Genomic DNA, 19340 nt, shown 5'->3' on the forward strand with positions numbered 1-19340 from the left:
TACAAGTTATTTAATACACACACTTTTGGGGGTGGGTCAATTTAAACAAGAATAGGTGGGTCAGTTTAAATAGGATTTACTGGGTCAATATAATAGGAATAGGTGGGTCAGTTTGGCAAGAATTTCCACCTATATACAATACATTTCTTTACCTCATGATAACCTGAAACTGGTATTGGAAATCTGGTACGACCCACAACTGTTATGGCAAGATGGAAGCCGTAAAGATGGTACCGATAATACCCCGGTCATAACAGCAATAAATGAGTTTTTATACACCCTTGAATTTAACGGGGAATTGATACTTACCAAGCTTATCGATTATCTGCAAAATGTAGAAGGGGTGAAAATTCCTAAGTTACGCCAGGCATATTCCAAATATGGAAGTTTTGATTATCAGGTTATAGATGAAACTTACATCGCCAGAGCCGGGTATATGCGTTTGGATTTGGATACTACTCAAATAAACTACCTGCCCCGTGAACTTTGATAAAATATACATCATAGACTATAACAAACTTATCGTTTGGTTATTACCGACTTTTTTAAGACAACCTAAACGTTTTGCTTGGTTAGAAGTATTGATAACCCCTGTAAAGGTACTTCATGTTGACTTTTTAAAGTATCGTAAACAGGTAAATTATAAGTTAAGTCATAATTCACAGGTATGCTATTTGCAAAAAGTGTTGAACGATGCCTTTGATAACGAATTAAGACGTATTTATATTGAAAATGGGGTGTTTTTGAAAGCTTTATATGTATATACTCCTGAAGAGGAGTTACCTGTTTATATCGGTACAGAATACATATACAGCGATGAAGATTTAATTGGAGGACAGGACGATTTTATAGTAAATGTGCCTATCGATTTAAAACCATCTTCCACTATAGCTTTAGAGGGGATTTTAAGTGATATGAAAGGATTAATTAATGAATATAAACTAGCATCAAAAACATATAGTATAACATGGACAGAGTAGAACTATATAGTGGAGGGTTTCCCGTGACAACTACCACTTTTAATTTTTTACAAGAAGCTTATGGAAAGGCTATAAGTGCATTAACAGCATTAGGAGGTGAAACCTTTATTTTAGAAGGTGTCCAGGTAGTCGGTGATAATATTACCGATGGTACCATTGTATATAATGGTGAATACCTTCCGTTTTCAGGAGGGACGTTCAATGAGACGGTAAGTATATATGAGGATGTACAAGAAGTGGCCTATAACCAGGACAACGATAATGACGGTAATTTAGACCTGAAACGAGCATACGTTAAACGATATGCAAAATGCGGAACTGATGGCATAGAGTCCTTTAATTTTGATTTATTAAAAAGCTTTACACCACTTACAGGGTTATCCATGCCAATAGGCTCTATAATGATGTGGAGTGGTTCAGTTGCTAGTATTCCAAAAGGATGGGCGCTTTGCGATGGTGCAAATGGTACTCCTGACTTAAGAAATAGGTTTATAGTGGGCGCAGGAAGTTCTTATAATGTTGGTGCGAAAGGTGGGGCTGATCAGGTAACATTGACTCAAAGCCAAATGCCATCTCATAATCATACAGGGAATACTAATAATGCTGGAAATCACAGGCATACAGGATCAACCTACTCCGGAGGTAGTCACAGCCATTCTGTACCAAATGAAAATGGTGTAAATGGAGGATCAGGGGTGCATTTTAGAATAGAAGGACGTAACAGAGCTAGACAATCAGGAACAGTTGCAGGAAGTCACTCACACACTTTAAATATGAGTTATGCAGGCAATCACAACCATGCTTTTACAACTAACTCAAAAGGTGGTAATGCTGCTCATGAGAATAGACCACCATATTATGGATTGGCTTTTATAATGTTTAAAGGATTATAGCTTACTTAAGGGGATGGTAAAAAAGTCCTCCAGTTTTAAAAAATATCTCACCACTTTTTAAACCAAGCGCACCAAGCGACTGGAGGACTAAAGTCTTCTGGTTCCTTGGTGTGTTTGGTTTGTGGTGAGATGTAACAAAAATAGGGATATTAATTAAAAAAGTAGACAAAAAAATGAATTGATATTAAGTAAAAAAACAGAGGAAAACAAAAGGAATAATAATGGGAAAATGTAAACAAAAAATGACAAAGATGTACACAACGGCACCGTTGCCGTTTCAAGGGCAAAAACAAAATTTTATCAAGCAATTTAAAGAAGAACTTTCAAAACAAAGGGCTCCGGCCTTATATGTTGATTTGTTTGGAGGTAGTGGTTTATTAAGTAGAACAGCTAAAGACATACATCCTGAAGCAACAGTAGTTTATAATGATTACGACAATTTTAGAGAGCGATTACAGGCAATACCCAAAACAAATGAACTTTTGGCTGACATACGAGTATTAGTTGAAGGGATAGCTAATAAATCAAGGATTGATAATGATATTAAAACACAGATTATCGATCGTATTGCACAAGAGAAGGGATATATAGATTATATTACCATTTCCTCAAATGTGCTATTCAGTCAGAACTATGCGAATAGTATTGAAGCTTTAAAAAAGGAAAGTTTCTATAATAGAGTGCGTAAGTCAGATATTACCCTAGCGGATGATTATCTGGATGGATTAGAAATAGTAAGCATAGATTACAAACAATTATTTGAAATGTATAAAAACCATGAGCATGTAGTGTTTTTGGTTGACCCTCCTTATTTATCTACAGACTGTACAACATATAAAAACTATTGGAGGTTAAAGGATTACTTAGATGTTTTGAGAGTGCTTATAGGGCAAAAGTATTTTTACTTCACTTCAAACAAAAGTAGTATTGTAGAGCTTTGTGAGTGGATTGAAACCAATACAGGAGGCGTAAATCCATTTTATGAAGCAACCATTGTAGAACGTAAGACGAATATCAATCATCAATCAAGTTATACCGATATAATGCTCTTTAAATGGACTACCACGACAACATGATTTAAATAGTGTTTAAATGATATTTAAAAACCACTCTATATGAGTGGTTTTTTCATCAAAATAATCTATCAAAAAAGTTGCGTGCATTAGCGATTTTTTTTGCACTTTTGGTTTTGCCGATTATAAATATTAACTAAATGCACAACGGGTTTAATTATTATTATTTATTAAAAAATTTAATACTGAAACAAATATAGTAGACCTCGTCTTTTTACCTCCTCCCCATTTTCAGTGAATTTTACACCCCCGAAAATGGTATGAAAAATATCCTTTTTTTGAAATTAGCTAATCTAAAGAAAGAGCCTCAAGAATTTTCTAGGTTCAATATAAAAGGGCAAACATTACTTTAAAAAACACGAAATCTTCTTTTATCGAATAAAAAAGAAATTGATTAATGGGATAGGATTACTTATACTTATTCTAACAATAGTCTATCTATTGTTTCTCTTACTTTGGATGAATTCCAATTTGCAGCATTTGTTTTATCTATAACTATATCTCCCTTTTTACTAATAATATAGGTCTGAGGAATAGGATTATTTACAAATGGTTTTGGTAGTTCTGATAAAGATCTATACACAGGGAAATCATAATTTTTATTATTCATAAACTTATGAAGCTCGGGGTCGTCATCTGTAGTAACAAATAAAAACACAACCTTATCCTTATAATCGTTATAGAGTTTTTGCAAAGAAGGCATTTCAGCAATGCATGGTGGACACCATGTAGCCCAATAATTTATTAAAACAACTTTATCTTTGGCTGTATCAAAATTAATCGACGTTGTATTTACACCATGTAATTTCCAATTATAAGAAGCAACTTGTGTTCGTTTATCTACTTCAACAATTCCTGGACTAAAGGAGAAAATTCTAGTTAGAAATATCTGCATCATCCCTCTAGTATTTGGGATAAAAAACAATACCAATACGATAGCAAAAACGATGTTAGAAATGTTCTTTTTATTAAATTTCATATTCCAAAAATTATTCAATACATGTTTCGTCTTAAAAAACACTGCAACTTACAAAATTACACAAACAAAATTATGATACCCCAGAGATCTTAATAAGTTATAGTATCCACATACTTTATATTTAACTCAATTGTAAAACTAATAAAGCGCAATCTTAGATTGCGCTTTAAAAACTAACAAATAAACAACGAACTGTTATTTTATACCTTTATAAAAAAGGTTAAATCATTAAGTCCAATTGTATAACCGATTGTTTGTGTATTTTTTTAAGGGACAGGATTACGAGTAACTTCAATAGAATTTGAAAAATCGTAACATCCATCAAGACCACTAGTATTACTCATTGCTGTTAACCCTTGTAATCCATCTTCATAACGTAAATACCAGATAAAACAAGTTCCCACTCCTGCTGCATTAAAATCTACATTTTCTACATCTGCTATTGTTGATGGTAACCCAAGAATTACACCAGTATCATCAGTAATTACCCATGTTCCGTTTTTACCAGAAACATTAGTATTATCTAATGCAATACCGCTTACCATATCAGGTGTACCATCTACTGTAATGGTAAAAGGACCTCCAGTAATTGTTCCTCCATCAGGCTTATTACGCACCACTTCAACAGAGTTAGAAAAGTCAAATGTACCAACAAGGTCGCTAGTATTATTCATAGCTGCTAATCCTTGCAAACCATCTTCATAACGTAAATACCAGATAAAACATGTACCTCCACCTGCATCATCAAAATTTACATTTTCTACATCTGCCAATGTTGGTGGTAATCCGAGAATGTTACCCATATCATCAGTAATCACCCAAGTGCTATTAGCTCCAAATGCATTAGTATCATCTAACATAATACCGCTTACCATATCTGGCGTACCATCAACACAAAAAGTATAAGGTCCTCCTGATAGAGTCCCAGCATTTGTTACCTGGTTACGTACTACTTCAATAGAATTTGAAAAATCAAATGTTCCATTTAGATCACTGGTGTTATTCATAGCCGCTAATCCTTGTAAACCATCTTCATAACGTAAATACCAAATGAAACAAACTCCTGCTCCTGCTCCATCAAAATTCACACCTTCTACATCTGCTAGTGTTGGTGGTAACCCAAGAATTGTACCCATATCATCGGTAATCACCCAAGTACCGTTAGCTCCAAAAACATTAGAATCATCTAATTCGATACCACTTACCATATCTGCCTCTCCATCCACATTAAATTCGAATGGACCTCCCGAGATTCTTCCTGCATTCGTTACCTGATTACGAACTACTTCAATAGAATTCGAAAAATCAAAAGTTCCGTTTAGATCACTAGTATTACTCATAGCTTCTAATCCGTCCAATCCATCTTCATAACGTAAATACCAAATAAAACAAGTTCCTGTACCTGCGTCATCAAAATTTACTCCTTCTACCGCTGTTATATTTGGTGGTAATCCTAGAATAGTTCCTGCATCATCTGTAATTACCCAAGTACTATTAGATCCTGAAACATTTGTATCATCTAAAGATATACCTGTTACAAGATCAGGTTCTCCATCAACATCAAAGGAGAAAGGACCTCCTGAGATAGTTCCCGCGTTGACCACTATTGTATTGTCATCGTCATCACTACAAGAGACAGCTATAAAACCTACAGCTAACACCCCTATAATTAGTTTTTTTAACATTGCTTTGTTTTTATGATTATTAGACCATAAAAATATTAACAACTATACTTTTAAAATGTTAGCCATCTAACATTAGGCAACAATTTTTAATCGAATTTCTTTTCTATTAAAATCGATAATATTAGATTCTTTTAATTCGTTTAGAATGATATTTAAGGTAGGTCTTGATGTTCCTATCAAGTTTGCGATATCTTTTTGAGTGTAAGGATGTTCTATTACCATATCTCCTGTATCAGGACAGCAATGTCCATAATCCTCTTTAAGTTCGTTTAAGAATTCTAACAATCTTGTTTTAGTATCTTTAAAAAGAAGTAATTGCAATCTTCTTTCTAAACGTTTAAAACGCATACCAATAAATTTATAAATTCTAAGACTAAAAGATTGATTATCTCTCATAAGCCCGTGCATGGTTTCTACTCCAATAGGACAAATAGAAGTTGTATTATCCACAGATTGAGCAAATTCTGTTCTTATATTTTCTCCTAAAATAGCTTTTTCTCCAAAAATCTCTCCCTTAGTTAAGATTGCTTTTACGACTTCGCAACCATCTTCTGCATAATATCCTATCTTAACTTTTCCTTTTTCGATAAGATATACTTTATTAGCAGAATCTTCCTCAAAATAGATATAGTCATTCTTTCGATAAGCGTCAAAATCGTGGTCTTTTTTATACCTTTTAAATTTATGAGGACATAATACTTTGAAGAGGTTTGCATCCTCGAAAAACCAGACAGCACCCATGATGATTATGTTTTAAGATGTTAGTTATACACTTAAGTCGTAAAACGCTTAGCGTCCTTACATTATTATTTACACAACTTTATTTAAAGTTTTATAAACTATATCATATTAACATTACTCTAATAATTTCCTTTAGAAAAAGCATTATTTTAGTGTAAAGACACATTCCCTGAGTGTTTTATTTAAGTTCGGGGAGTATTACACAAAAACAATATGAAAAAAAAACTTTTAAATTTTGGAAAAAGCTTAAACAGAGCTCAACAAAGGAAAATTAACGGAGGCGGACCTTGCAGTGGTTATACAGGACCTATAGTAGTTTCTTGCAGTGAATATGAAGCACTTCCTCCAGAATACAAATTTTGCGTTATGGTTAGCGTAGAATGCTTTCCTATTTAATTAATCACCATTTTGAAGCACTACATTATTTCTTATTCAGAATAACTTAGAAATATATGATAGCTTAAAATAAAAACTCCTAAAATTTAAATTTTAGGAGTTTTTTTATTTAATAATTTATTTATCTCTTATTAATTTTGTTTCTTAATTAAGTTCAACGCAGATCCCTCTCTAAACCAATCTATTTGCGAATCATTATATGTATGATTAAGCATAATAGTATCACTAGAACCATCAGCATGGACAACTTCTAATGTTAATTGTTTACCAGGAGCAAATTGATCTAAATCTGTAAAGTTAAAAGTATCATCTTCTAAGATCAAATCGTAATCTGCCTCATTTGCAAACGTTAAACCTAACATTCCTTGTTTTTTAAGGTTTGTTTCATGAATACGTGCGAATGATTTCACAATTACTGCACGTACACCAAGGTGACGAGGTTCCATAGCGGCATGCTCACGTGATGATCCTTCTCCATAATTATGATCTCCTACAACTACAGTAGGTACTCCTGCAGCTTTATATGTTCTTTGCACATTAGGTACACCATCATATTCACCGTTTAACTGACTTTTTACAAAATTGGTCTTTTTATTGTATGCATTTACAGCTCCAATTAAACAGTTGTTCGATATATTATCTAAATGACCACGGTAACGTAACCAAGGACCTGCCATAGAGATATGATCTGTTGTACACTTACCAAATGCTTTAATTAACAGTTTAGCTCCTGTTATGTTTTTACCATCCCAAGGCTCAAAAGGAGTTAATAATTCTAAACGTTCTGAGTTTGGATCTACAGAAACTTCAACACCTGCCCCATCTTCTTCTGGAGCTATATATCCAGCATCTTCTACTTCAAAACCTTTTGGAGGTAACTCCCATCCAGTAGGCTCATCAAACATCACCTCTTGTCCATCTTCATTAATTAATTTATCTGTTAACGGATTAAAGTCCAAGCGTCCTGCAACGGCTATTGCCGCAGTTAACTCTGGAGATGCAACAAAAGCATGTGTATTTGGATTACCATCTGCTCGTTTTGCAAAATTTCTATTAAAAGAGTGGACAATACTATTCTTAGGTGCATTTTTAGGATCACTATACCTAGCCCATTGCCCGATACAAGGTCCACAAGCATTAGTAAAAATCTTGGCATCTAATTTTTCAAAAATATCTAACAACCCATCTCGCTCTGCGGTAAAACGTACTTGTTCAGAACCAGGGTTAATTCCTAATTCTGACTTCATTTTCAAGCCTTTATCAATTGCCTGCTGAGCAATAGAAGACGCTCTAGACAAATCTTCATAAGAAGAGTTTGTACAAGAACCTATTAATCCCCATTCTACTTTTAATGGCCAATCATTAGCTTTTGCTTTTTCGGTCATTGTATCACCAACTTCTGTAGATAAATCAGGAGTAAAAGGTCCATTTAATAATGGGCCTAATTCAGATAAGTTAATTTCAATTACCTGATCAAAATATTGTTCTGGATTTGCATATACTTCGGCATCACCAGTAAGGTGTTCCTTTACATCATTAGCTGCATCAGCGATATCACTACGATCTGTAGCTCTCAAATAACGCTCCATAGATTCATCATAACCAAATGTTGATGTAGTAGCTCCAATCTCGGCACCCATATTACAAATTGTACCTTTACCTGTACATGACATTGCAATGGCTCCAGGACCAAAATACTCTACAATAGCTCCTGTTCCTCCTTTTACAGTAAGAATTTCAGCTACTTTTAATATCACATCTTTTGGTGCTGTCCAACCTGATAACTTACCAGTTAATTTTACACCTATTAACTTAGGGAACTTTAATTCCCAAGGCATTCCAGCCATTACATCTACCGCATCTGCTCCACCAACTCCAATAGCAACCATACCTAGACCTCCTGCATTTACAGTATGAGAATCAGTTCCTATCATCATACCTCCTGGAAATGCATAATTCTCCAACACTACCTGATGAATAATACCTGCACCAGGTTTCCAAAATCCAATTCCATATTTATTTGATACAGACTCTAAGAAATTAAATACTTCACTACTCGTGTTTAATGCAGATTGCAAATCTTTATCAGCTCCTACTTTAGCTTGAATTAAATGATCACAATGTACGGTTGTTGGAACTGCAACTTTGTTTTTACCCGCTTGCATAAATTGAAGCAACGCCATCTGAGCTGTAGCATCCTGACAAGCAATACGATCGGGGGCAAAATCAACATAATCTTTACCTCTTACAAATGCGGTTTCTACTTTACCATCCCAAAGGTGGGCATATAAAATTTTCTCTGCTAATGTTAAAGGCTTACCAGTAACCTCACGTGCCGCATTTACATGATCAGCTGTTTGATTGTAGACCTTTTTTATCATTTCGATATCGAATGCCATAGGACAATTATTTTATTTATGTTATCTCTACGAATTTAACAAAAAAACAAATTGAAAACACCCAGAATGCTATTGATTATATCGATTATAAATAAGCAAAAAATTGATAGTACACTTATCACAAAAGAAACATGATTTATAAATAGAAGAAGCCCAAGTTTTCACTCAGGCTTTATTTTTATTTTTAAAAAAGTAACTTAATTACTAAACTACTAATTGTTTTTGTGAGGGTTTAAATTTAGTTAATATAATTCCATCAACAGCAGCTTCATACTCTTCCATAGTAGGCGTTCTGCCTAAAATAGCAGATAAAACCACAACTGGCGTAGAAGATAACAGAGATTCTCCTTTTTTATCATCAGCATCTCTAACAACTCTTCCTTGAAATAAACGTGTAGAAGTAGCCATCACCGTATCCCCTGGTTCTGCTTTTTCTTGGTTACCCATACACAGGTTACATCCAGGACGTTCTAAGTATAACATATTCTCATACTTTGTACGTGCCAACCCTTTTGGTGCACTATCATCGAACTCAAAACCTGAATATTTAACTAAAACATCCCAATCGCCTTCTGCTTTTAACTCATCCACAATATTGTATGTTGGAGGCGCTACAACTAAGGGAGCATTAAAGTTAACTTCACCCTGTTGAGCTTCAATGTTTTTTAACATTTGAGCTAAAATTTTCATATCTCCTTTATGGATCATACAAGATCCTACGAAACCTAAATCTACCTTCTTTGTTCCTCCATAGAAAGATAATGGTTGAATATTATCATGCGTATAACGCTTAGATACATCTTCATTATTCACATCTGGATCAGCTATCATTGGTTCCACAATCTTATCTAGATCAATGACAACTTCAGCATAATATTTAGCGTCTGCATCTGGTTTTAATGCCGGTTTAGTTCCTGTTTTAATTTCAGTGATACGGTTGTTTGCTTTATCAACTAACCCTTTAAGATCCAGCTTCGGATTATCCATCCCTTTATCAATCATAATCTGAATACGATCTCTAGAGATTTCTAATGACTCTATTAAAGTATCATCCTCAGAAATACAGATAGATGCTTTTGCTTTCATTTCGGCAGTCCAATCTGTAAATGTAAATGCTTGATCAGAAGTTAATGTACCAATATGCACTTCTATAATTTTTCCTTGGAAAACATTTTCACCTTCAAACTGATTTAACATCTGTTCCTGAGTAGCATGAACAACATCACGGAAATCCATGTAACTTTTCATATTGCCTTTAAAAGTTACTTTTACAGATTGTGGAATTGGCATCGTAGCCTCACCTGTAGCTAATGCTAAAGCAACTGTTCCAGAATCCGCTCCAAAGGCAACACCTTTTGCCATACGTGTATGCGAATCTCCACCAATGATTACATCCCAATCATCAACTGCTATATCATTTAATACTTTATGAATTACATCAGTCATTGCATGATATTTCCCTTCAGGATGACGCGCAGTAACTAATCCGAAGTCATTCATAAACTTCATTAATCTTGGAATATTAGCTTTAGACTTATCATCCCAAACTGAAGCTGTATGACATCCTGATTGATACCCTGCATCTACAATTGGAGAGATTACTGTAGCAGCCATCATCTCTAATTCTTGAGAAGTCATTAAACCAGTAGTGTCTTGAGAACCTACAATGTTTACTTCAACTCTAACGTTAGAACCAGCATGTAATGTTTTACCTGGAGTAGTTCCTACTGCATTTTTATTGAATATTTTTTCAACAGCAGTTAACCCTTGTCCTTCTATAGAGATTTCTTTTGATTCAGCATATACTTGAGGAACATCAATTCCTAAAGTTTTAGCGGCAAACGTTTGTAATTTTTTACCAAAAACGACGGCATAAGAACCTCCTGCCTTGATAAACTCCATTTTTTGAGGAGTCAACGCTGTTGAAATATCTTTTAATTCTTTATCTCCGTTATACAATTTCTTTGTCTTCGTATTTATGGTAAGTACTGTACCTGTATCAACGGAATATGTTTGCTTTAATACTGGTTCTCCATTTTCATCAACGACCGTGTTTCCATCAGCATCTTTTTGCTTCACCCAGTTTTTTAAATCAATACCAATACCACCTGTTACCCCAACTGTTGTTAAGAAAATTGGTGCAATACCATTTGTACCAGCTATTACTGGCGCTATATTAATAAATGGAACATATGGGCTAGATGAAATACCTGTCCATAATGCTACATTGTTTACACCTGACATTCGTGAAGATCCCACTCCCATGGTTCCTTTTTCTGCAATTAACATTACACGTTTATCAGGGTGTTGCTCTTTTAGCGCTAACAATTCATTTTGCATATCTTTATTGTGCTCAAACATACACTGACCATGTAATTCACGATCTGATCTTGAATGTGCATCTGCTCCCGGAGATAATAAATCTGTAGAAATATCACCTACTCCCGCGATATAGGTAACAACCTCTATTTCTTCATCAATCTCTGGTAATTTAGTAAAAAATTCTGCTTGAGCATAGCTTTCAATAATATCTTTAGCAACAACACTTCCTGCATCATAAGCCAGTTTCAAACGTTCTGTATCTGCCTCATAAAGAAAAACTTGCGTTTTTAAAACTTTAGCTGCTTCTTGAGAAACAGCCTCATCATTCCCCAAAGTCAAATCTAATAATACTTCTACTGAAGGACCACCTTTCATATGTGATAATTGCTCAAATGCAAAAGCAGGCGTAATCTCTTCAACAACAGATTCACCAAGAATAATTTCTTTTAAAAATTTAGCTTTTACACTAGCGGCACTTGTCGTCCCAGGTAAAGTATTATAAATAAAAAAACTAAGGGAATCTTCTCGATGTTCGTTATTCTTATCTTTGATTTGCGAAATAATTTCGCTTAATAACTCAGCTCCATCAATTGGCTTAGGGTGTAATCCCTGAGATTTTCTTTCTTCGATCTCCCTGATGTAATCCTTATAAGTGTTCATATAGTATAAAATAGAATTCTTCGAATGTCAAATGTGATTATTTAGATAGCACATAAATTTCCTTTTCTTGCCTCTTGAAATTACAACAATTCAATTTGTATAGTTGTCTCATGACAAATTATAAAATCAGTAGATAAATCTACATCATCCTTACAGCTTGTATATATTTTAATTGTTTTAGTTTTCAAAAGGTGTGAACATAAAACTTTTTCAACATATAATAACAGATATGTAAGACTTTACAAGTAATACATACTTCTTCTACAATTCAGGCATATACCATTTTTATCATATTGATATCGAATGCCATATCTTATTATTTTTAAGTATTGAAAAGTCCTGCGAAAATACGAATTTTAAAGGATTTTCTTAAATGAATAGTTCTAATCCTATCTTTTTACGTTTTTAAAAAAAATAGGGGGGTCATTTATCGAAATTCACAAATTAAATTTATGAATACTACAGAATCAATAAAATTTTATAAAAGAAAATACTTGCTCATTAAATCGATTTACGAAAACGTTATAGTTAACTCTTAAAAATTAATTAAAATAATAGCAAAATTGTCTATATATAAAAAATGAAGTCATATTACAACTTCATTTTTATCTACAAATATTAATTATCCTTATTTACGTCCTCTTCTTTTTTTACCTTTTCTTTTCCTTAATTCTTCATATTGTACCAATTGAGTTTCTGAAAGTGTTGCTTTAAATTTTTCATCCTCTATTTTCATCATCTCTTTATGATTTTTGGACAATTCTTTTTGTTCGGCACTTAAGGTAGAGTCCAAGGTTTTTTTTCTCTCTTTTCTAGAAATCTCACGATTTTTAACAATCGCAAGTTGTTCTTCGGTAAAGGTAGCTTTCATAGTATTTTTATGCTCCTTTCGTAATTTCTTTTTGATTTCTAATTGAGCCTTTTGATTTTCTGAGAGACTTTGATGAAACTCTTTTCTTAATTCTTTACGCTTTACATGTTCTTCATTTGATTGTGCAGAGATTGATGAAACTCCAATAAATACCGAAAACACCAAAGCATATATTACATAATTTTTCATTCTATTATTATCTTTTTATTAAACAATACATTTCTTTTGAACGTTCTATACATTAGACTTTCAAAAATAAAGAAGGTTTAATTTTGATCGACACAATAGTAATTAGTGAAGAGTCTGTAAATTTTATTCGTACAAGAGCAAAAACTTTATAAGTTTCTTATATTAAGATAATAATTATAGTAGTTTTTTAGAATAAGCTACTAATCACATCTTCTACAGTTACATTTTCAGCTTCAGCTTTATAATTCTTTATAATTCTATGGCGAAGAATTCCCATAGCAACTGCTTGCACATCTTCTATATCAGGAGAAAATTTACCTTTTACCGCAGCATTAGCCTTGGCAGCAAGAATAAGGTTTTGAGATGCTCTTGGCCCTGCTCCCCAATCAATATAATTTTTCACTAATTCTGTAGCTGTTTCTCCATTAGGTCTTGTTTTACCAACCATACCTACTGCATATTCGATTACATTATCTGCAACAGGTATTCTACGAATCAGATGTTGAAAATCAATAATTTCCTGTGCTTTAAATAACGAATTAACAGTATTAGTTTTATCTCCTGTGGTACTCTTTACTACATCTACTTCTTCCTGAAAACTTGGATATTTTAATTCTATTGCAAACATAAATCTATCCAATTGTGCTTCTGGCAAAGGATATGTCCCTTCTTGTTCTATAGGGTTCTGTGTTGCCAAAACAAAATAGGGTAAATCAAGTTTATAATGATGTCCTGCAACGGTTACAGCTCTTTCTTGCATAGCCTCTAATAGTGCAGCTTGAGTTTTAGGAGGAGTACGGTTTATCTCGTCTGCAAGAATAATGTTAGAAAAAATAGGACCTTTAATAAATTTAAAATGCCTTGTTTCATCTAAAATCTCACTACCTAATATATCACTAGGCATTAAATCCGGCGTAAATTGAATTCTTTTAAAATCTAATCCCAGAGCTTGTGAAATTGTATTTACCATGAGTGTTTTAGCCAAACCAGGCACACCGATAAGTAATGCATGCCCCCCAGAAAAAACTGAAAGAAGTATCTGATCGATAACCTTCTCCTGCCCAATAATTACTTTGGAAATTTCTTTTTTAAGTTCTGAATGTTTTTTTACTAAGGTTTCAATAGCTGCTACGTCGTCTGACATATTATTTTTCGTTTTTTAACCAGTTACCACTATACTCGCAGTCTCTGTACTCACCGTTTACTTTTATATAGGTATCCATGATTTTTTCACTCTGCCATTTACGAATAGCGTCAATTTGTTTTTTCCTCAACGCTAATTCTTGTATTTTTCGATAATCATTAGCATAATCTGCTATATGTTCATCATATCGGTTAAGTACTGTAATCAATTTAAACTTTTTTCTACCTTGACGATCCTGATCTGGAATAACCAAAGAGATGTCATTCGTTTTTAATTTGGATACTTGATCGTACAATATAGGGTCAATTTTGGTAAGTTCAAAATGAGTATCTCCTGTAGTTGGATTAAGTAGTTGTCCACCGTCTTCTCTAGTCTCTTTTTCATCACTGAATTTTCTAGCAGCTTCCTTAAATTCAATAGAACCAGAAACGATACTTGTACGAAGAGAATCTATTAATCTTTTAGCTTCGTCTACACTTGCTCTTGTTACATCAGGAACAAGAAGTATATGTCTTACATCTATTTCTTCTCCTCTTATTTTATCTACTTTTACAATATGCCATCCAAAATCTGTTTTAAAAGGTTCGCTTACTTCTTCTTCTTGTAAGCTAAAAGCAACATCTTTAAATTCTTTTGCAAAGTTTGTCTGGCGATCTAATGTATATTTACCACCTGTAGATTTAGATCCCGGATCTTGAGAATACAGTACCGCTTTGGTTGCAAAACTGCTCCCATTCTCAACAATATCTTCTCTAAACTGATTTAACCTATCGATCACCTTTTGTTCTTCCTCTTGAGGAATTTCTGGTTCTATAACAATTTGAGCTAGCTCGAGTTCGGTTCCAAAAAGCGGTCTTTCTTCTTCTGGAATATCATCAAAGAATTCTCTAATTTCTTCTGGTGTGATTTCAATATCTTCAATAATCTTAGCTCTCATCTGCTCTGATAACCTATTTGATTTGTTGATTTCAAAAAGTTCTTTCTTAAAATCTTCTAAGTTATCTTTTTTATAAAATCTTAATACTTTTTCTACAGTCCCCAACTCATTCGTCATATAGTTTAACTGTTGATCAACCATAGAATTAACTTCGGCATCTTTTACTACTATACTATCCTGAACGGCATGATGCGCATATAATTTTGTTTCAAACAAACTTCCGGCAAGCTCACAACGGCTTACATCCGAGGACGAAACTCCTTCACTAAGTAATTGTCTGTAAGCTATATCAACATCACTATCCAGAATCACATTTTCTCCAATCACTGCCGCTACACCATCTATTTTTACTCTTTGGAAAGATGGTTTTACAGTATCGATCTTTGGGTTAATACTATCATTAACAATAGCAGCGCTCTGGCCTGCGATGGTATCTTGTTTCACTATGGTATCCTGAGATACTTCTTCAATAATCTCTTGGGAATAAAGTTCTACTCCTACACCAATAATGAACATAACGCAAAGCGCGGTAGTTTTAATCATAGACTTCAAATTGTTTGTTCTCAACTGCATCTCTTGTAATATCTTTTTCTATTTTTTTAATCAGTTCCAGCTTTCTCCTATTCAGGATAATTTGCCGTATTGTAGGTTTTATATACTCTAATGGAGCTATTTCATTATGTTTTAAAACATCTTTTATTTTTACCATATATACCCCAGTAGAATCTCTAAGTTGTATATATTTTCCTTCTTTCAGAAATTTTGTCTTCTCCTGTTTTCTTAAAACTGGTATTTTACTAAACACCTGTTCTAGCTTTATCCAGACAGAATCATTTAAAGAATAGGATAGGTATTCATTTTTTTTTCCTCCTAATTCCTCTACATCCTCTTCATTAAAACGATTTAATTGTCGTTGCGTTGCAACAATATTTCCATAATCAGGTGGCAAATGTAAGTAACGTAATTTTACTAACTCCTCATTGAGATTAAAATTTTTCAAATTTTGATCATAATACGTCTCCAAATCCTGATTTGTTATATCCATATTGATCGCTTTATTAATAACAGCATTCTTATACGCATTGATATATAAAGTGCTTTTGTAACTTTCTACTAAATCATCAAATTCTTTTAATTCTTCTTCAGTAAGGTTTAGTTTAGCCTTATCAATAAATAATTGACGAGTTGCCCAGGTATTGATGTAATTATTGACAATATTTACACTGTCTGCTTCAGAAGTGTTTTTGGGCACTAGTGTTTTGATGTCCTCTTTATACAAATAGGTCTCATTTACTCTGGCTATTGCTTCTTTTTTAATTTGATTTTTAAAATTCTGGCAAGAAACAACTATTAATAACAATAGTATTAAGTTATAATATTTCACAAGTCTTAATCTTTTTATTTATCCAAAAACAATCCCAAAAATTGTAAAACCAATAATAATTTCGGTTTGAAGTAAATATTTAGAGGCTATTATATTTACTTTATTTATATAGATAATTCTTTTTTAGCCCTTTTTAATATTTTCTTATTGACTTTTACCGAGTATTTTGTTCTCAATTGATTAAGCCATAGTTCTTCTACATTTTCTTGAAAATCATTAATAACTTCGCCTTTGATTTCTTCAAATGTTTTGATTCTTGAAGGTAAGATTTCTTTTATCATAATCAAAGTCACAAAACTCTCTCCTTCTGTAATCATTATTTTCCCTTTTTCTGGAGACAAATCTTTAGGGAATGTATCCTCACCTTTTATGAATTCCTCTTCAGAAAAAATCACTAGAACAATATCATCCTTATTGATTTCTTTTTTGATTTCTTCTATTGATTTTTGAGCTTTTAACAACTTCTCTACTTTAGTTATAACTTCTGGTTTTGAAGAAGAAGCCTTGACTACCTTATACGTTTCATTCTGTGTATACTTATCTTTTTGAATCTCGTAAAATTTCTTAAGCCCAACAGAATCAGTCTTAGATACATTCCATATTTTAGATTCCATAAGATCAAAAAGTAAAAGTCCGTCACGATATTCTCCAATGACACTTGCAAAATCTGGATTATCTTCTTCAAGATGATTCTCATAATATTCTAGTAACGAAGAAGATTCAAATCGATCGTACATTTCTTCTAGAAAAACAGAAACATCTTGGTAACCAGCTACCCTGCCCTGATTATTCTGTAAGAATTTTGCAAAATCCATGTATGAAAATCCTTTTTCCTTTATCCTAAAAAATTGCTTCTCTAGATTCTTATCCTCAGGAATATTCCATTCTGTAGTAAGAAAAGTATCAGGAACAATTTTTTTGAAATACGAAACAGCCTCTTCATTTCTGTTGATGGCATACTTTTCTTTTAGTGAATTAATAAATGATGCGGTAACGAGTTTAGATCTGCTATCTCTCTTCACTTTTTTGGTAAGCTCTTCTTTTTGTTCTTCAAAAGTTTTTGGAGGATGTTTCTCTATTAACTGAATAATATGCCAACCATATTTTGTTTGTATTGGCTCAGAAATTTCATTTTTTTCTGTTAAACTAAATGCTGTTTTTTCAAATTTCTCAGAATTTAATGCTCCTTGTCCGAAACGTCGAATTTTACCCCCATTAATAGCTGTACTGGGATCATCACTATACTGTTTTGCCAAAGAAGCAAAAGAAATTCCTTGTTGAAGTTGCTGATTGATTTCCTGAACTCTACTCTTCGCTTCTTCTGCTGTTCTATTTCCATTAATAGCAACCATTATATGTGCCACTGTGACTTCTTCCCTTTTTTTCTCTCTACCATTAACTTTTACAATATGATATCCAAATTGTGTCCTAAATGGTTCAGAAACTTCACCGACCTTAGTTTTAAATGCTGCATCTTCAAATGGGTATACCATTCTAAAAGCAGAAAACCATCCCAAATCTCCACCATTTTTGATGGCAGATGGATCCTGGCTATAGGCTTTGGCTACAGCATCAAATGAATCTCCATTAATAATCTTATTTCTGGCTTCAATTATTTTTTCATAAGCTGCTATCGTATCTTTTTCTAATGCATTTGGTTTCACAGTGATCAATATATGGCTTGCATGTATTCGTTCCAATGATCGATCATATGCCTCTTTTATCAACGCATCAGACGTTTTGGTGTCTGTAAGGTATCCCTTTGCTAATTGCTTTCTATACCCATCTAATTCCTTTAAATAACTCTCTTTCTTATCTAAACCAAGTTTCTTTGCTTCCTTGAGTTTTAGTTTATAGTTTATAAAAAGATCTAAATATTCATCTACATTTTTTTGCGAATCGTCCTTAACAAGATCTATATTTTTTAGATATACCTTTTTAAATTCGGAAATATAAACCGGAGAATTATCTATAGTAAATAATACATCTTTGGGTTCCTGAGCATAAGTTAATGTTAAAAAAACACCTCCTAAAAAAAACAATAATGACTTTTTGCGCATGATTTGTGTATAATGAAGTCCTCAATCGGACAAAAATAATAATATTAAGACGTTTTACAAGCTTCTTTTCTAACGACATAAATACTGCTGTAGTATTAGCTTTTAAAATTTTTATGATCTACGTATATTGTATTCAAATTACACAACTAACAAACAATAAATCACACAATGGAATATACACTAGACATAGAGATCAAATTACCTAGAAATCAGGTGATTGAAAAATTTGACAATGAAGAAAACCTAAAATATTGGCAAAAAGGTTTTATAGGCATGGAACATCTTAGCGGTCAAAAAGGAAAAACGGGAGCTATTTCAAAATTAACGTACAAAATGGGTAAACGAGAAATAGAAATGATTGAAACAATTACCTTTCTTGATCTTCCTGAGGCGCTTCACCTTACATTTGATGCTAAAAATGTATATAATATTCAAGAAAATTATTTTGAAGAACTTTCTAATGGAAATACAAAATGGACTTCAAAAAATGAATTCAAATTTAGTGGTTTTATGAAGTTTATGGGATTTATCATGCCAAGTGCTTTTAAGAAACAGTCATATTCGTATATGCAGGATTTTAAATCTTTTGCTGAAGAAGGAAAAAGTGTACTCAACAATTAGTAATTC

At 33.0% G+C, this 19340-nt stretch carries 16 protein-coding genes; 6 read left to right on the forward strand and 10 right to left on the reverse strand.

Annotation, left to right across the window (positions count from 1 at the left end):
• Positions 1 to 112: 112 nt before the first annotated feature.
• The 4 genes from FOF46_RS20570 (at position 113) to FOF46_RS20585 (ending at position 2949) form a co-directional block, all read left to right on the forward strand.
• Complete coding sequence (locus tag FOF46_RS20570; protein ID WP_143917740.1) at positions 113 to 490, forward strand: hypothetical protein; 378 nt, start codon at positions 113 to 115, stop codon at positions 488 to 490.
• The gene (locus FOF46_RS20575; RefSeq protein ID WP_143917741.1) at positions 480 to 980 is read left to right on the forward strand and encodes a hypothetical protein; all 501 of its coding nucleotides are present in this window, start codon (positions 480 to 482) and stop codon (positions 978 to 980) included. Before FOF46_RS20570 ends, FOF46_RS20575 begins: the two co-directional genes overlap by 11 nt.
• Positions 968 to 1873 (forward strand): tail fiber protein, encoded by a 906-nt coding sequence (locus FOF46_RS20580; RefSeq protein ID WP_143917742.1) that lies wholly within the window; start codon positions 968 to 970, stop codon positions 1871 to 1873. The genes FOF46_RS20575 and FOF46_RS20580 overlap by 13 nt, the downstream gene beginning before the upstream one ends.
• Positions 1874 to 2124: 251 nt before the next feature.
• Positions 2125 to 2949: a DNA adenine methylase gene (locus FOF46_RS20585; RefSeq protein WP_244299686.1), complete on the forward strand. Its 825-nt coding sequence runs from the start codon at positions 2125 to 2127 to the stop codon at positions 2947 to 2949.
• A 415-nt stretch (positions 2950 to 3364) separates the two neighbouring features.
• Here the strand turns inward: FOF46_RS20585 and FOF46_RS20590 are convergent, their stop codons facing one another.
• From FOF46_RS20590 to FOF46_RS20600, 3 genes are all read right to left on the reverse strand, one after another.
• Positions 3365 to 3925 carry a TlpA family protein disulfide reductase gene (locus tag FOF46_RS20590; protein WP_143917743.1) on the reverse strand — a complete coding sequence of 187 codons (561 nt, stop codon included), beginning with the start codon at positions 3923 to 3925 and terminating at the stop codon, positions 3365 to 3367.
• 266 nt (positions 3926 to 4191) lie between these two features.
• On the reverse strand, positions 4192 to 5610 hold the full coding sequence (locus FOF46_RS20595) for a hypothetical protein (protein ID WP_143917744.1): 1419 nt from the start codon (positions 5608 to 5610) through the stop codon (positions 4192 to 4194).
• Positions 5611 to 5682: 72 nt separating this feature from the next.
• The gene (locus tag FOF46_RS20600) at positions 5683 to 6351 is read right to left on the reverse strand and encodes a Crp/Fnr family transcriptional regulator (protein WP_109438078.1); all 669 of its coding nucleotides are present in this window, start codon (positions 6349 to 6351) and stop codon (positions 5683 to 5685) included.
• 213 nt (positions 6352 to 6564) lie between these two features.
• Between FOF46_RS20600 and FOF46_RS20605 the strand changes: the two genes are divergently transcribed.
• Entirely contained in the window at positions 6565 to 6747 is a 183-nt protein-coding gene (locus FOF46_RS20605; protein ID WP_143917745.1) for a hypothetical protein, read from the forward strand.
• 131 nt (positions 6748 to 6878) lie between these two features.
• On the opposite strand, the gene FOF46_RS20610 is transcribed toward FOF46_RS20605, so the two are convergent.
• From FOF46_RS20610 to FOF46_RS20640, 7 genes are all read right to left on the reverse strand, one after another.
• Positions 6879 to 9146, reverse strand: coding sequence for an aconitate hydratase (locus FOF46_RS20610; RefSeq protein ID WP_143917746.1), 2268 nt, complete (start codon positions 9144 to 9146; stop codon positions 6879 to 6881).
• Positions 9147 to 9350: 204 nt separating this feature from the next.
• Positions 9351 to 12128 carry a bifunctional aconitate hydratase 2/2-methylisocitrate dehydratase gene (locus FOF46_RS20615; protein ID WP_143917747.1) on the reverse strand — a complete coding sequence of 926 codons (2778 nt, stop codon included), beginning with the start codon at positions 12126 to 12128 and terminating at the stop codon, positions 9351 to 9353.
• Positions 12129 to 12756: 628 nt separating this feature from the next.
• Positions 12757 to 13188: a hypothetical protein gene (locus FOF46_RS20620; RefSeq protein WP_143917748.1), complete on the reverse strand. Its 432-nt coding sequence runs from the start codon at positions 13186 to 13188 to the stop codon at positions 12757 to 12759.
• Positions 13189 to 13375: 187 nt separating this feature from the next.
• Positions 13376 to 14332: an AAA family ATPase gene (locus FOF46_RS20625; protein ID WP_109438073.1), complete on the reverse strand. Its 957-nt coding sequence runs from the start codon at positions 14330 to 14332 to the stop codon at positions 13376 to 13378.
• A 1-nt stretch (position 14333) separates the two neighbouring features.
• The gene (locus FOF46_RS20630) at positions 14334 to 15812 is read right to left on the reverse strand and encodes a peptidylprolyl isomerase (RefSeq protein WP_244299688.1); all 1479 of its coding nucleotides are present in this window, start codon (positions 15810 to 15812) and stop codon (positions 14334 to 14336) included.
• Positions 15805 to 16653 (reverse strand): peptidyl-prolyl cis-trans isomerase, encoded by an 849-nt coding sequence (locus FOF46_RS20635; protein ID WP_143917750.1) that lies wholly within the window; start codon positions 16651 to 16653, stop codon positions 15805 to 15807. Before FOF46_RS20635 ends, FOF46_RS20630 begins: the two co-directional genes overlap by 8 nt.
• Before the next feature lie 104 nt (positions 16654 to 16757).
• A complete protein-coding gene (locus tag FOF46_RS20640; protein ID WP_143917751.1) occupies positions 16758 to 18713 on the reverse strand; it encodes a peptidylprolyl isomerase in 1956 nt (651 codons plus the stop codon).
• 168 nt (positions 18714 to 18881) lie between these two features.
• Here FOF46_RS20640 and FOF46_RS20645 point away from each other — a divergent pair, with 168 nt between their 5' ends.
• On the forward strand, positions 18882 to 19334 hold the full coding sequence (locus tag FOF46_RS20645) for an SRPBCC family protein (protein ID WP_143917752.1): 453 nt from the start codon (positions 18882 to 18884) through the stop codon (positions 19332 to 19334).
• Positions 19335 to 19340 lie beyond the last annotated feature (6 nt).

Origin of the sequence: Aquimarina algiphila (assembly GCF_007489275.1) — a bacterium.
In the GTDB taxonomy this organism is placed as follows: domain Bacteria; phylum Bacteroidota; class Bacteroidia; order Flavobacteriales; family Flavobacteriaceae; genus Aquimarina; species Aquimarina algiphila.

Excerpts from the sequence above, each read along its gene's own strand:
- FOF46_RS20580 (WP_143917742.1), top strand. The coding sequence starts at position 968 with ATGGACAGAGTAGAACTATATAGTGGAGGGTTTCCCGTGACAACTACC.
- FOF46_RS20585 (WP_244299686.1), top strand. The coding sequence starts at position 2,125 with ATGTACACAACGGCACCGTTGCCGTTTCAAGGGCAAAAACAAAATTTT.
- FOF46_RS20590 (WP_143917743.1), bottom strand. The coding sequence starts at position 3,925 with ATGAAATTTAATAAAAAGAACATTTCTAACATCGTTTTTGCTATCGTA.
- FOF46_RS20595 (WP_143917744.1), bottom strand. The coding sequence starts at position 5,610 with ATGTTAAAAAAACTAATTATAGGGGTGTTAGCTGTAGGTTTTATAGCT.
- FOF46_RS20600 (WP_109438078.1), bottom strand. The coding sequence starts at position 6,351 with ATGGGTGCTGTCTGGTTTTTCGAGGATGCAAACCTCTTCAAAGTATTA.
- FOF46_RS20605 (WP_143917745.1), top strand. The coding sequence starts at position 6,565 with ATGAAAAAAAAACTTTTAAATTTTGGAAAAAGCTTAAACAGAGCTCAA.
- FOF46_RS20610 (WP_143917746.1), bottom strand. The coding sequence starts at position 9,146 with ATGGCATTCGATATCGAAATGATAAAAAAGGTCTACAATCAAACAGCT.
- FOF46_RS20615 (WP_143917747.1), bottom strand. The coding sequence starts at position 12,128 with ATGAACACTTATAAGGATTACATCAGGGAGATCGAAGAAAGAAAATCT.
- FOF46_RS20620 (WP_143917748.1), bottom strand. The coding sequence starts at position 13,188 with ATGAAAAATTATGTAATATATGCTTTGGTGTTTTCGGTATTTATTGGA.
- FOF46_RS20625 (WP_109438073.1), bottom strand. The coding sequence starts at position 14,332 with ATGTCAGACGACGTAGCAGCTATTGAAACCTTAGTAAAAAAACATTCA.
- FOF46_RS20630 (WP_244299688.1), bottom strand. The coding sequence starts at position 15,812 with ATGATTAAAACTACCGCGCTTTGCGTTATGTTCATTATTGGTGTAGGA.
- FOF46_RS20640 (WP_143917751.1), bottom strand. The coding sequence starts at position 18,713 with ATGCGCAAAAAGTCATTATTGTTTTTTTTAGGAGGTGTTTTTTTAACA.
- FOF46_RS20645 (WP_143917752.1), top strand. The coding sequence starts at position 18,882 with ATGGAATATACACTAGACATAGAGATCAAATTACCTAGAAATCAGGTG.